The 12,795-nt window shown below is 67.8% G+C and carries 11 protein-coding genes; 6 read left to right on the top strand and 5 right to left on the bottom strand.

Annotated elements, in window-relative coordinates; translation table 11 throughout:
• Window positions 1–8: 8 nt before the first annotated feature.
• From AC1DXX_RS04520 to AC1DXX_RS04510, 3 genes are all read right to left on the bottom strand, one after another.
• Window positions 9–2,543, bottom strand: a complete 2,535-nt coding sequence (locus AC1DXX_RS04520; protein WP_478132970.1) for a penicillin acylase family protein — start codon at window positions 2,541–2,543, stop codon at window positions 9–11.
• A gap of 100 nt (window positions 2,544–2,643) precedes the next feature.
• Window positions 2,644–3,450: a helix-turn-helix domain-containing protein gene (locus tag AC1DXX_RS04515; protein ID WP_478132969.1), complete on the bottom strand. Its 807-nt coding sequence runs from the start codon at window positions 3,448–3,450 to the stop codon at window positions 2,644–2,646.
• A 95-nt stretch (window positions 3,451–3,545) separates the two neighbouring features.
• Complete coding sequence (locus AC1DXX_RS04510; RefSeq protein WP_478132968.1) at window positions 3,546–4,496, bottom strand: LysR substrate-binding domain-containing protein; 951 nt, start codon at window positions 4,494–4,496, stop codon at window positions 3,546–3,548.
• 94 nt (window positions 4,497–4,590) lie between these two features.
• Between AC1DXX_RS04510 and AC1DXX_RS04505 the strand changes: the two genes are divergently transcribed.
• The gene (locus AC1DXX_RS04505; RefSeq protein ID WP_478132967.1) at window positions 4,591–5,907 is read left to right on the top strand and encodes an MFS transporter; all 1,317 of its coding nucleotides are present in this window, start codon (window positions 4,591–4,593) and stop codon (window positions 5,905–5,907) included.
• Here the strand turns inward: AC1DXX_RS04505 and AC1DXX_RS04500 are convergent.
• A complete protein-coding gene (locus AC1DXX_RS04500) occupies window positions 5,868–6,917 on the bottom strand; it encodes an adenosine deaminase (RefSeq protein ID WP_478132966.1) in 1,050 nt (349 codons plus the stop codon). The genes AC1DXX_RS04505 and AC1DXX_RS04500 overlap by 40 nt on opposite strands.
• 78 nt (window positions 6,918–6,995) lie before the next feature.
• Complete coding sequence (locus AC1DXX_RS04495) at window positions 6,996–7,799, bottom strand: IclR family transcriptional regulator (protein ID WP_478132965.1); 804 nt, start codon at window positions 7,797–7,799, stop codon at window positions 6,996–6,998.
• A 184-nt stretch (window positions 7,800–7,983) separates the two neighbouring features.
• On the opposite strand from AC1DXX_RS04495, the gene AC1DXX_RS04490 reads away from it, so the two are divergent.
• The 5 genes from AC1DXX_RS04490 (at window position 7,984) to AC1DXX_RS04470 (ending at window position 12,741) form a co-directional block, all read left to right on the top strand.
• A complete protein-coding gene (locus AC1DXX_RS04490; protein ID WP_478132964.1) occupies window positions 7,984–8,754 on the top strand; it encodes an ABC transporter substrate-binding protein in 771 nt (256 codons plus the stop codon).
• 12 nt (window positions 8,755–8,766) lie between these two features.
• Complete coding sequence (ehuD, locus tag AC1DXX_RS04485; protein WP_478132963.1) at window positions 8,767–9,435, top strand: ectoine/hydroxyectoine ABC transporter permease subunit EhuD; 669 nt, start codon at window positions 8,767–8,769, stop codon at window positions 9,433–9,435.
• Window positions 9,432–10,187, top strand: coding sequence for an amino acid ABC transporter ATP-binding protein (locus AC1DXX_RS04480; protein WP_478132962.1), 756 nt, complete (start codon window positions 9,432–9,434; stop codon window positions 10,185–10,187). Before ehuD ends, AC1DXX_RS04480 begins: the two co-directional genes overlap by 4 nt.
• Window positions 10,184–11,470 carry an NAD(P)/FAD-dependent oxidoreductase gene (locus tag AC1DXX_RS04475; protein WP_478132961.1) on the top strand — a complete coding sequence of 429 codons (1,287 nt, stop codon included), beginning with the start codon at window positions 10,184–10,186 and terminating at the stop codon, window positions 11,468–11,470. The genes AC1DXX_RS04480 and AC1DXX_RS04475 overlap by 4 nt, the downstream gene beginning before the upstream one ends.
• An 881-nt stretch (window positions 11,471–12,351) precedes the next feature.
• Window positions 12,352–12,741, top strand: a complete 390-nt coding sequence (locus AC1DXX_RS04470; RefSeq protein WP_478132960.1) for a hypothetical protein — start codon at window positions 12,352–12,354, stop codon at window positions 12,739–12,741.
• The last annotated feature ends 54 nt before the right edge of the window (window positions 12,742–12,795 follow it).

The raw sequence follows: 12,795 nt of genomic DNA, 5'->3' as shown, positions 1-12,795 counted from the left end.
CTGCAGTCTCACTCGCTGATGACCGCGCTGCTGTAGGCCGCGTCGGCCTTGATCTCCGACTCCGAGAACGGCACCTTCAGCCACTGCCCGGCGCTGTAGGCCCGGGTGTAGTCGGCGTTGTGCGCCGATGCCGGATCGTCTGACAACGAGAAGGTCAGGAAGGTGTGGGCCTCCACACCGCCTTCGGGGAAACGGACGATCTGCATGTAGCTGTTGCCGTTCGGGTTGCCGTCCATCGAGTAGCCGCCCTTGTCGAGACGGTTGTCGGAGCACGCGATGGTGAAGTAGCCCGGGTCGCCGCAGCCGCCGTACAGCGGGATCTTCCTGCCGTCGCGCGTGGCGAACAGGTAGTTGCCGCGCGCTGCGTCGAACGCGAAGCCGCTGGCTTCGACGCGCGCGATGGCGGCACCGAAGGCCGGCTCCAGCAGCACCTTCGCACTGGCGTTCAGCTCGCGCGGCGTGTTGACCGGATCGTTGGCATCGAAGGGCTTGTCGTAGGCTGTCGACGGCAGCTTCACGCGGCTCCAGAACTCGTCCCACACATGCGCGCCCCGTGCGCCGGTGACACCGGTGTTGTCCCAGGCCTGCAGCGCGGCGCACGCCGCGGCGGTGTTGACCGTGCGCCCGGGAACCGTCTTGTCGAGCGGGTCCTCGGAGAAGGTGGCCGTCGGCGATGCGCAGAGCATGGCCAGCGCCTTGTCCTTGAACAGTTCGGCCGTCAGCGCGCGGCTGTTGAGCACCATGCGCTTCACGGTGTCGACCGTCGCGCCCCTGGTGCCGTAGCTGTCGGCGCCGTCGATGCGGCTCTGCGCCAGCACGTTGCCCAGGCGGGTGCGGGGACTGACCTCCGCGTTCGTTCCGCCCATGATGGTCGGATAGCCGGTCAGCGGCTGCTTCGGGTTCGCGAGCCAGTAGCTGTCGTTCATGTTGGCGACGTAGTCGTCGCGCATCAGGCTGGGCAGGCGCGACGCACCGATGGCGCCCTTCTGTGCGGAGTCGGCATCGGTCTGCCAGTCGCAGGCGCTGCGCGAGCCATCGAAGATCGGCAGGTTCGACATGCTCGGCACGATGGTCTTCAATGCGTTGCCCGTTGCCGTGGTGCAGGTCGCCTCCTGGTCCGCCGACACATTGGGCACCGCGCCGATGTCCGCGTACCAGGCCTTGGCGCTGCCGCGGCCCACGGCCACGGTGTTGACCCACGGGATGGCGGCTTCTTCGCGCTGGATAGCGGTGAATTCATCGAGCGATCCGGCCTGGTTCCAGCGCAGCCAGTTGCGGAAGCTGCGGTAGTTCTCGCCGTTGATGTCGCGGATGGCGAAGGCCATGGCCTGGCTCCAGGCCAGCGTCGGTTCCAACAGGCCGAGATTGATCATCGGCCCGTACTCCGACTTGTAGAGCGTGCGCGTCACCGGCGTCACGCTGCCGTCGGCCTGCTTCACCTTGACCGCGATTTCCGACGCCTGCATCTTCACCGCGCTGCCGTCGCGCATGTAGCTGGTCGGGTCGCCCGAGGCGAGCTTCAGCTCGTAGAAACCGAAGCGCTTCGCCGTCGACACCGTGTGGCTCCACGCGATGTTGTCGTTGAAGCCGATGAGCATCACCGGAGTGCCCAGGAACGACGTGCCGCTGACGTTGAGCTTGCCCGGGATGGTGAGCTGCGCCTGGTAGAAGCGGTCGGGCCCACGCCAGTACCAGTGCGGGTTGCCGAACAGCAGCGGGCTCGCGTCGCCAGTGGCGGCGGTGCCGAAGCCGATCATGTTGCTGCCCACGCCCTCCTTGCCGCCGACATGCATTTCGGGTGCGGCGATGTCGCGCGCGGCGAGTTGCAGTGCCTGTTTTTGCTGTTGCTTCTTGCTGCTGCGCGCAGCGATCTTCGCCGGCGCCACCGCGGCGGGCGCGATCGCATTTGCGATCTGCCGCAGGAAGATGCTGTAGCCACCCGCAAGATTCGCCGCATACATGCGGCGGAAGATGTCGTCGGTGGTGATCGGCAGGACCCAGGCCTCGGTGCGGCATGCCGCATGCGCGTTGCCATTGGCCTTCACATCGCGCACGTAGCGGTTGTAGCCTGCCGCGAAACCTTCGACCAGCTTCTTCAGGTCGTCGGGCTGCGCGTCGATCATTTTCTTCAGCACGTCGGCCGAGATCACGTGTCGGTGGAAGAAGTCGGAGTCGATGTTCTTCGGCCGCGAGATGATGCTGCTGGCCACCGGTTGCGCATCGCCTCCGAAGTACTGCGAGCGCTCGCCGCGGTAGGTGAGGAATGAGTCGGCCATGGTGCACAGGTTGTCCTGCGCCTGCGCGTAGCCGTAGCCGTAGCCCGCGCCGGCCCAGTCGTCGGCCTTGATGTGCGGCACGCCCATGGCCGTGCGACGGATCTCGGCCTTGTAGGTGCCTTCGGCCGGTGGGTTGCCCGGACTGGGCGCCACCGGCAGGAACGAGAAGCCGTTGCCTCCGTCACCGCCGCAAGCGGTCAGGGTGGCTGCCGCGGCGAGCGCGAGCAGGGACAGCGGCATGGCGCCGCGACGGATGATTTTTCTCATGATGTCTCCAGGTGATGCTCTCTTGGCGGAGCACTCCGGAGCTTAGGCACGGCCCTCTGCAGCCGCTTGAACGCAGCCGCTGTGATGCTTAGGGTTGGCCCTAGACGATGGCGCCGGCGCGCCCCCACGCGTGCGAGGCCTGCTCGTCCGCAGTCACGCGCACCTGGTTCGCCAGAAAGGACGGCGGCAGGCCGAAGTAGCGCTGGAAGGTGCGGCTCATGTGCGCCGCATCGGTGAAGCCACTGACCAGCGCCACGTCGGTGAGCGGGCGATGCCCGGTGAACTGCTGCACCGTCCGGCGCACCTTGGTCCACAGCGCATAGCGCTTGACCGACACGCCCACCTGCTGCGCGAACAGGTGCGTCAAACGGTCGGGCGACAGGCAGGCCACGACCGACAGCTCGCGCAGCTGGATCTGGCCGGCGTTCGCGCGGATGGCCTGCAGCACGCGTTCGATCCGCTTGTCGATGGCTGCTTCGCGCTCCGGGTGTTCGGTGATGGCCTCGACCAGCTTGGCACTGAGCATCTGCAACCTGTGGCCAGGCAGCAGGCCGCGCTGCGCCGGGTCGAAGTCGTCGCGCAGCTTGCCGAAGCGGCGCGCATCGATCGGCTCGATGCCGTGGCCGCCCATGCACCGCGCGAGCATGCGGTAGGCACTGGAGGCCGGGTCGAGGTTGAGCGAAAGCAGCCCGCAGCCGTCGGCGTCGAGCCGGCGCGACACGTGCGGCGCCACCAGCGCCGCGGCGCAGCGCACCCGCGTGCCGTCGACCGCCTCGAGCGTGAACGGATGGCCGCTCACCGAGGCCAGCAGCGTCGCCGACGAGCGCGCCGTGAGCCCCGACTGGATCGCCGGCGTGATGTAGAGGAACCTGTCATCCCACAGGTGCAAGAAGTTCTGCGAGGCCATGCCGTATCGCCTTTGTTTTTATCTCCAGCGGCGAATTCTGGGCATTGCCACGGCGCCCGTGCAAGGGATTGTGCCGCCCCGTCTTCAGCATTCCTTCAGTGTCCGGGCAACACGTCGGTCTGCACGTGCTGGCGTACCGCCTCGAGCAGCAGCGTGGCGAGCCGGCTCGCCGGAGCCTCGGCGTGGGCTTGCGCGCGATACAGCACGAGCGAGATCTGCGGCAGCGCGGGCAACGACAGCGTCGTGCGATCGAGGGCGCGCACATGCGCGGGCAACCCGAACGGCGTGCGCACCGTGAGGCCCAGCCCTGCCGATGCGGCGGCCCACAGCGCCGACAGGCTGGCGCTGGCGAACGAGCGGCGCCACGGCACGCCGGCGCGGTCGAGCGCGGCGATGACGATCTCGCGCAACGGGCACGGCGCGTCGAGCATGATCAACGGCAGCGGCTCCTTGCTCTTGCGTGCGCCCGGGCCGCGGCGCTCCCGCTCGGTCCACCAGGGGGCGTCGATGCGCTCGGGCGACTTGGGGCCTATCCACAGCAGCGGCATGCGCGCCACGCGCTCGGCGTAGGGCGACAGCGGCTGGTCGCCCGCGTCCCATGCCAGCGCGAGGTCGAGTTCGCCGAGTTCAAGCCGCTCGCGCAGATGGGCGCTGCGTGCCACGAAGGCCTCGATGCGCACCTTGGGATGCGCGCGCGCGAAACGGCCCAGCACGGCGGGCAGCAGCGCCTCACCGAAGTCTTCCTGCAAGCCAAGACGCACCGCCCCCTGCAGGTCGGCGCCGCGCATGGCGGCGCTGGCCTCGTCGTTGAGTTCCAGCATGCGGTGCGCATAGGCCAGCAGTGTCTCGCCGGCATCGGTGAGCTCGAGACCGCGGCCGGCCTTGCGGAACAGCACCGTGCCCGCCTGCGACTCCAGCTTCTTCAACTGCGCGCTCACGGCCGAGGTCGAGCGGCCCAGCTTGCCGGCCGCACGCGCGTAGCTGCCGAGCGCGATGCCGGTGGAGAAGGTGCGCAGCACATCGAGATCGAACATCACCTGGCTCATGTCGGGTCCTTTTCATCGTCCTGTTTTTTGGAACGATTCCCTCATTATTTTCTGATTTTCAAAACATTGGCAACAGCGGACACTGCGCCGCAACATGACCCATCCGACCCTCTCCTCCCCTTCGTATTCGCCCCGCCACCGCTGGAAGGTGCTGGCCGCGGGCGTGGCCGCCAACGCGGCGTTCTCCGTGGCCTTCAGCGGCATCCCGATGACCGCCGTGCTGATGCGCACCGGCTACCGGCTCGACAACGCCACGCTCGGCCTGGTGCTCGGCCTCATGGGCCTGGGCATCGCGGTGAGCGAGCTGCCATGGGGCCTGCTGACCGACCGCTGGGGCGACCGGCCGGTGCTGCTGACCGGCCTGGGCAGCACCGCCATCGCGCTGGTGGCGATGGCGCTCTGGGCCGCACCGGATGCGCAGCACATACCCGGCCTCGGCTGGCTGGGCGCGGGGCTGCTGCTGGTCGGCCTGCTGGGCGGCAGCGTCAACGGCGCCAGCGGCCGCGCGGTGATGACGTGGTTCGACGCCGGCGAGCGCGGGCTCGCCATGAGCATCCGGCAGACCGCCGTGCCGCTGGGCGGCGGCATCGGCGCGCTGGTGCTGCCGTTCGTGGCGCTGCACTTCGGCTTTGCCGCGCTCTACGGCCTGCTGGCCGCGCTGTGCGCGCTGAGCGCGGTGATGAGCTGGGCCTGGGTGCACGAGCCGCCTGTTGCGCCGGATGCGCCGCGCACCGGGGCCGGCGTTGCCGCAGCGGCCGCCGCGCCGAAGACCGGCCCGCTGCGCGACGCCCGCGTCTGGCGCATCGTGCTCGGCATCGGCATCCTCTGCGCGCCGCAGTTCGCGGTGCTGTCCTTCGGCACGGTGTTCCTGCATGACTTCGGCCATGCGGGCCTCGCGACCATCACCGCCACGATGGTCTTCGTGCAGGTCGGCGCGATGGTGATGCGCGTGTGGAGCGGCCGCTGGACCGACCGCCGCCGCAACCGCCCCGCCTACCTGCGCGCCTGCAGTGCGCTCAGCGTGCTGCTGTTCGCGGGGCTCGCAGTGCTGGTGATGGCCGCGGGCGCGCATGCCGCCGATTCACCGGCGCTGCGCATCGCGCTGGTCGTGCTGCTGGGGGCGAGCGGTGTCTGCGTGTCGGCCTGGCACGGCGTGGCCTACACCGAGCTCGCCACGCTGGCCGGCGCGGCCCGTGCGGGCACCGCGCTGGGCATGGCGAACACCAGCGTGTTCCTGGTGTGCTTCGTCACGCCCTTCTCGATTCCGCACCTGATGGCGCTGCAGGGCTGGCCCATGGTGTGGCTCACGGCCAGCGCCTGCGCGCTGGTGGCGATGCCGCTGCTGGTGCCGCGCGCCGCGGCAGCCGCCGATCAGAAGGTTGCGAAGACGGCGTTGAGCCGGTCCACGTAGGCGCGCTTGGCAGCCGCGTCGATGAAGCTGCCCTCGAAGCTGTTGGCCGCGAGCTGCCAGGCCTGCTGCACACCGAGGCCGGTGGCCGCGAAGGTCTGCGTGAAGTTCTGGTTCATGTAGCCGCCGAAGTAGGCCGGGTCGTCCGAGTTGACGGTGGCGACCAGCCCGGCATCGAGCAGCGCACCGAGGTTGTGCTTCGACAGGTCGGGGAACACGCAGAGCTTGAGGTTCGACAGCGGGCACACGGTGAGCGGAATGCGGTCTTGCGCGAGCCGCTTCATCAGGGCTGGGTCCTTGGCGCTCTGCACGCCGTGGTCGACGCGCTCGACCTTGAGCACGTCGAGCGCACTCCAGACATAGGCTGGCGGGCCTTCCTCGCCCGCATGGGCAACGAGGTGGAAGCCCAGCTCGCGGCAGCGCGCGAACACGCGCGCGAACTTCTCGGGCGGATGGCCGACCTCGCTCGAATCGAGGCCGACGCCGATGAATTTGTCGCGATATGGCAGCGCCTGTTCCAGCGTCTCGAAGGCTTCTTCCTCGCTCAGGTGGCGCAGGAAGCAGAGGATGAGTGCCGCGCTGACGCCGAGCTTCGGCTGCGCATCGACGCACGCGCGGTGCAGGCCGTTGACGACGGTTTCCATCGGCACGCCTCGCGCCGTGTGCGTCTGCGGGTCGAAGAACATCTCGGTGTGCACCACGTTGTCGGCCGCGGCGCGCTCGAGGTAGGCCCAGGCCATGTCGTAGAAGTCCTGCTCCTTCAGCAGCACGCTGGCGCCGGCGTAGTAGATGTCGAGAAAGCTCTGCAGGTTGGTGAAGGCGTAGGCGCGGCGCAGGTCTTCGACGCTGGCGTACGGAATGGCCACGCCGTTGCGCTGCGCGAGCGCGAAGATCAGCTCGGGTTCGAGCGAGCCTTCGATGTGCATGTGCAGCTCGGCCTTGGGCATGGCGCGCAGCAGCTCGGGCAGGCGCTCGGCGGAGATCTTGTCGAAGACGGGGCGTGGGTCGGTCATGGCGGGGAAATCTGCGTTGTGATCCCGCACAGCATAAGCGCAGCCACCGCCTGCGCGATCACCGAAACCGTATAGCCGTCAGTCGATGCTGCGCGCCGAGCTGGTCAGCGAGCGTGCGCACGAGAGCAGCGTCGGCGCGAGCTTGCGCACCGCCTCGTCCAGCGTCCAGCGGCTGGTCGGCGCCACCACGTGCACCGACGCGACCGGACGACCCTGGCTGCCCACCACGGGCGCCGCGATGGTCATGTCGCCAAGGAACAGCTCTTCGGCGTTGGTGGCGAAGCCCTGCAGCCGCGCCTGGCGCAGCGCCTCGAGAATCTCGTCGACGCCGGTGCGGGTGTGGGCGGTATGGCCCACGCGGTCGGAGGCCTCGATCAGCGCCCGCGCCTCGTCCTCGGGCAACGCGCTCAGGTAGGCGCGCCCGGAAGCGGTGCAGTACATCGGGATACGGCTGCCGATCGGCATGTGGACCGGCACGAACTGCGCACTGACGAAGCGCGCCACGTAGACCATGTCGAGCCCGTCGGGCTCGGTGAGGCAGGAGGTTTCGGTCGTCACCTTGGTCAGCTCCGACAGGAACGGATTGGCCACGTCGATCAGCGGGTTGGCCGCCAGGTAGTTGAAGCCGATCTCCATCACGCGCGGCGTGAGCTGGTAGCGCCGCGTCTTCGGGTGCTTGCGCACATAGCCCAGCTTCTCGAGCGTGAAGACCATGCGCTGCGCCGAACTCTTGGTGATGTCGGTGGCCTCGGCCACGTCGGCCAGCGTCATGGTGCGGCGCCGGGCGCTGAAGGCCTGCAGCACGGCCAGGCCCTTCTCCAGCGACTGGTTGAACAGCAGGCTGGGGCTTTCGCCGGAGGGGGATTCGGGTGAGGCGTCCATCGCTGCGGAGTATACCGATATCGGTTTTAAATATCGAATATCGATACTATAAAGGCGACTAGTGGTTTGTATTTATTGATTAGAGATTCAAAAGAATCGATTATTGGCACACATGTTGCATCGGCCGCTGGGTCCTTCTTTCGCTTTCTTTCCGCTCTTTTCACCTTCTTCGAGGAGTGCTTCCATGAATCGCATCGTTCGCCACCTTCACCGCCTGGCCCTGGGTTTCTGCATGGCCGGCGCCGCTTCGCTGGCCGGCGCACAGGGCGCCGCGCCCGCCACCTACAACGTGGGCGCCACGGCCACCGGCGTGCCGTTCACCTTCCTGGACGTGAAGACCAACACCATCCAGGGAATGATGGTCGACACCGTCACCGCCGTGGGCAAGGCCGGCGGCTTCGGCGTCAACGTGCAGCAAACGGTGTTCTCGGCGCTCATCCCCTCGCTCACCGCGCGCAAGATCGACATCGTCTCGGCCGCGATGCTGAAGACGGCGGCGCGCCAGGAGGTGGTCGACTTCAGCGACCCGGTGTACTCGTACGGCGAGGGGCTGATCGTCAAGAGCGACGACACCCGCGCGTATGTTTCGCTCGACGAGCTCAAGGGCGAGGTGGTCGGCGCGCAGGTCGGCACGGTCTTCCTCGACATGCTCACCAAGAAGGGCATCTTCAAGGAAGTGCGCAGCTACGACTCGGTGGCCGACATGACGCGCGACCTCTCGCTGGGCCGCATCAAGGCCGGCCTGGGCGACCAGCCCATCATTGCCTACCAGCTGCGGCAGAACGCCTTCAACGGCGTGAAGCTGGTGGAAAGCTACAAGCCCGTGAACGTGGGCGACGTGTGCCTGGTGGTGCGCAAGGGCGACACCGAGACCATGGCCCGCCTCAACAAGGCCATCGCTGCGATCAAGGCCGACGGCACGCTCGCAAAAATTGTCCAGAAGTGGGGCATCTGACGCATCGCACCCATGGCTGCTTCTTTTCTCCAGAACGCGCAGGACTTCCTGCCGATCCTCCTGCAGGGCGCCGTGGTCACGGTGCAGGTCACCGTGCTCTCGTTCCTGCTCAGCAGCGCGCTCGGGCTTGCGCTCGCGCTGATGAAGCTCTCGCCCGTGCGCGCGCTCTCGTGGACGGGCACGGTGATCGTCAACGTGATCCGCGGCCTGCCGATCATCGTGCAGCTGTTCTACATCTACTTCGTGCTGCCCGAGTTCGGCGTGCAGCTCACGGCCTTCCAGGCCGGTGTGATCGGCCTCGGCATTGCCTACTCGGCCTACCAGGCCGAGAACTTCCGCGCCGGCATCGAGGCCGTCGACCCGGGGCAGCGCGAAGCCGCGCAGGCGATGGGCATGCGCTCGGCGCTGATCATGCGGCGCGTGATCCTGCCGCAGGCCTTTCGCATCGCACTGCCGCCCTACGGCAACACGCTGGTGATGATGCTCAAGGACTCCTCGCTGGTCTCGACCATCACCGTGGCCGAGATGACGCGCGCCGGCCAGCTGATCGCCTCGTCGACCTTCCAGAACATGACGGTCTACACGCTGGTCGCCCTGCTCTACCTGCTGATGAGCCTGCCGCTGGTCTACGGCCTGCGGCGGCTCGAGCGGCGCTTCGGCGCCGGGAGGAAGCAGCCATGATCCGCGTCGATGGACTGGAGAAGCGCTTCGGCACACACCGCGTGCTGCAGGGCGTGAGCCTGCATGTGGATGCCGGCGAGGTGGTGTGCCTGATCGGGCCCTCGGGCTCGGGCAAGTCGACGGTGCTGCGTTGCATCAACGGACTGGAGTCGTACGAAGGCGGCGAGGTGCGCGCCTTCGGCGAACGCGTCGACCGCAACAGCAGCAGCATCCATCGGCTGCGCAGCCGCATGGGCATGGTGTTCCAGCGCTTCAACCTGTTCCCGCACCGCACGGTGCTGGAGAACGTGATGGAAGGCCCGGTCTACGTGCTGGGCCACAAGCCCGCGCAGGCGCGCGAGGAAGCGCTCGCGCTGCTCGCCAAGGTCGGGCTCGCAGAGAAGGCGCAGGCCTGGCCGGCCCAGCTCTCGGGCGGCCAGCAGCAGCGCGTGGCCATCGCCCGCGCGCTGGCGATGAAACCCGAAGCCATGCTGTTCGACGAGCCCACCTCGGCGCTCGACCCCGAGCTGGTCGGCGACGTGCTCGGCGTGATGCGCGCACTGGCCGACGAAGGCATGACCATGATCGTGGTGACGCACGAGATGGGCTTCGCGCGCGAGGTGGCCGACCGCGTCTGCTTCCTGCACAGCGGCAGCATCGTCGAGGAAGGCCCGGCCGCGCAGGTGCTGGGCGCGCCGCGCCAGCCGCGCACGCAGGACTTCCTGCGGCGCGTGCTGCATCCGTCGGCCACGCCCGCCGAGGTGCGGCAATGAGCGTTGTTGCGCAGGCGCTTCCCCCGTCGCTGTGGGCGGCCACCGCCCCGCCCGCTGCGCCGACACCGCCGTTGACCGAATCGCGCAAGGTCGACGTGCTGGTCGTCGGCGGCGGCTTCACCGGCTTGTCCACTGCGCTGCACCTCGCCGAGGCCGGCGTGCAGGTCTGCGTGCTCGAGGCGCACGAGCCCGGCTGGGGTGCCTCCGGGCGCAACGGCGGGCAGGTGAACCCCACGCTGAAGCACGACCCCGACGAGTTGCTGCGCCTCTACGGCGCCGGGCGCGCGGCGCCGCTGATCGACGCCGTCTCCCGCTCGGCCGACGTGGTGTTCGACCTGATCGCGCGCCACGGAATCGATTGCCAGCCGGTGCGCAACGGCTGGCTGCAGGTCGCCTACTCGCCGAAGCACGTGGCAGGCCTGCATGCACGCGCCACCCAATGGGCGAAGCGCGGCGTGAAAACAGAGATGCTGGACCACGCCGCCGTCAGCGCGCGGCTGGGCACCGAGGCTTTCGCGGGCGGCTGGCTCGACCCCCGCGCTGGCGGCATCCAGCCGCTGGCCTACACGCGCGGCCTAGTGCGCGCCGCACAGGGCTTCGGCGCCGCGGTGCACGGCGGCACCGAAGTCACCGCACTGGAGCGCCGGGGCACGCACTGGCACGCCAGCACCTCCACCGGCGCCACCATCACCGCCGAGCAGGTGGTGCTCGCGACCAACGGCTACACAGGGCCGTTGTGGCCGGGGCTGTCACGCACCGTGCTGGCCGCCAACAGTTTCATCGTGGCCACGCAGCCGCTCGAAGGCGCGGCCGCCGATGCCATCCTGCCGCACGGCGAGACGGCCTCGACCTCGCAGCGCCTGCTGCTCTACTTCCGCAAGGATGCACAGGGCCGGCTGCTGATGGGCGGCCGCGGGCACTTCGCCGATCCGTCCGGGCCTGCGGACTTCGCGCACCTGGAGCGTTCGCTCGAGCTGCTGTTTCCCCAGCTCGGGCCGCTGCGCTACGAGTACCGCTGGGCCGGCCGCATCGCGGTCACGCGCGACTTCATGCCGCATGTGCACACGCCCGCACCGGGCATGACGATCGCGCTGGGCTACAACGGGCGGGGCATCGCATTGGCGACGAGCATGGGCAAGCACCTGGCCGCACGGCTCGTCGATGCGGGCGCTGACTTTCCGTATCCGGTGACGGCGATCCAGCCAATACCGCTGCATGGGCTGCAGCGGTTTTACGTGGCCGGGGGGGTGGCCTGGTACAGCCTGCTGGATCGGATGGCTTGAAAGCAAATGGGTTGAACGCGGCAACAGCCTTGGGATTCGAAACGTAGACAGCGTGACTGCCAGGGGCTTCAGTGACGGCGACACCCCACGGCACCTGCGAATTCACCATGAAGGTGGCCGTTTCGCGCTTCACATCCGCCGCGAAAGAGGCAGCGAACTTCGCCTTGTCGAGCAGCAGGAAACCATCCTGCGGCGGAAGGATCGGGGGCACCGGTGCGCCGGGCGCGGGGTCCTTGATCAACGACCCGATCGACGACACCGCCTGTTTACATCCGGAGTACATGCGACGTCGAAAGGGCGGGCACAGTGATTTCGCGCCGTCCCTAGCGTCCTGGCACCTCGCTTTCGACCCCTGCGCCGCTCCTCGGCCATTCGCAGAGGGGCCATCGGAGTACATCGTGTCATTGCACATTGCTGGCCAGTTGGCATCGCGAGAGCCCACCGTCGTCGATTCGGTCGAGGCGGAAATGCGCAAGGCCACCGACTCCGTTTCCGACGGCAGTCCCTTGGCAGCGTCGTGGRCAGCACGACAGAGCATGCCCGCAAGGTGCGTCATTAGCACTTTTTGGTTACTGCGATGTAACCACCATGAATACCGTGTGCGTCATGTGAACGTCGAGCCGGCGGCCGCCGGGCGATCAGTGGGCGCACACGCTGATCTCAGTTGCAGCGGCAATCGCCGAGGTCGCGCCACCTTGTCGATTTCCGAAGACCATGAATTCGGTTGAATGCTGGCGCAGAACCCGAGGAGATGACCTGGCTGAGCAGACTTGTCGAAGAAGGCCTTCGCCGTCGCGCCTACCTCAACGCGACGGGCCAACGTTTGGGTCGAGCTTGCCCTGTCCAGGCGACGTTTCCGGCAACGTCACGAAGGGACTGTCATGTTCACCCGTTGCATCGTCCGCATGCTGTTGTGCGTCGCGGCCATCCCCGCCATCTCCGAGGAGCCGGTGCCAGCCCAGGATCGCGTGTTCCTGAGCAAGGCCGAGATCGAGAGAACCTTGATCGGCAAGGCCATCGTTTCAAACAATCTTGCGACCGGAATGATCTCGCGCTGGGAATTTCATTCGGACGGCCGCGTCGACTTCGTCAACCGAAGCGGCCCCGGCAGCGCGTCGGGCAGGTGGACTCTCAACGCCGATGGCTCGATGTGCGTCACGATGGTCTTGCGAACCGGTTGCCGCTACTGGTTCACGAAAGACGGCACCATCGCGAATGCAAATACCAAGGGACCGGATGCTCCGACGGTGGCCCGGATACGGTTTGAATAGCACGGCGAGTCCCGCGACCGGAGGCCTGCTTGGCCGGAAAAGTTGGCCGAGGAC

This window comes from Variovorax sp. P4_B10, from assembly GCF_056402375.1.
This window is presented reverse-complemented; position numbering and strand designations above follow the sequence as displayed.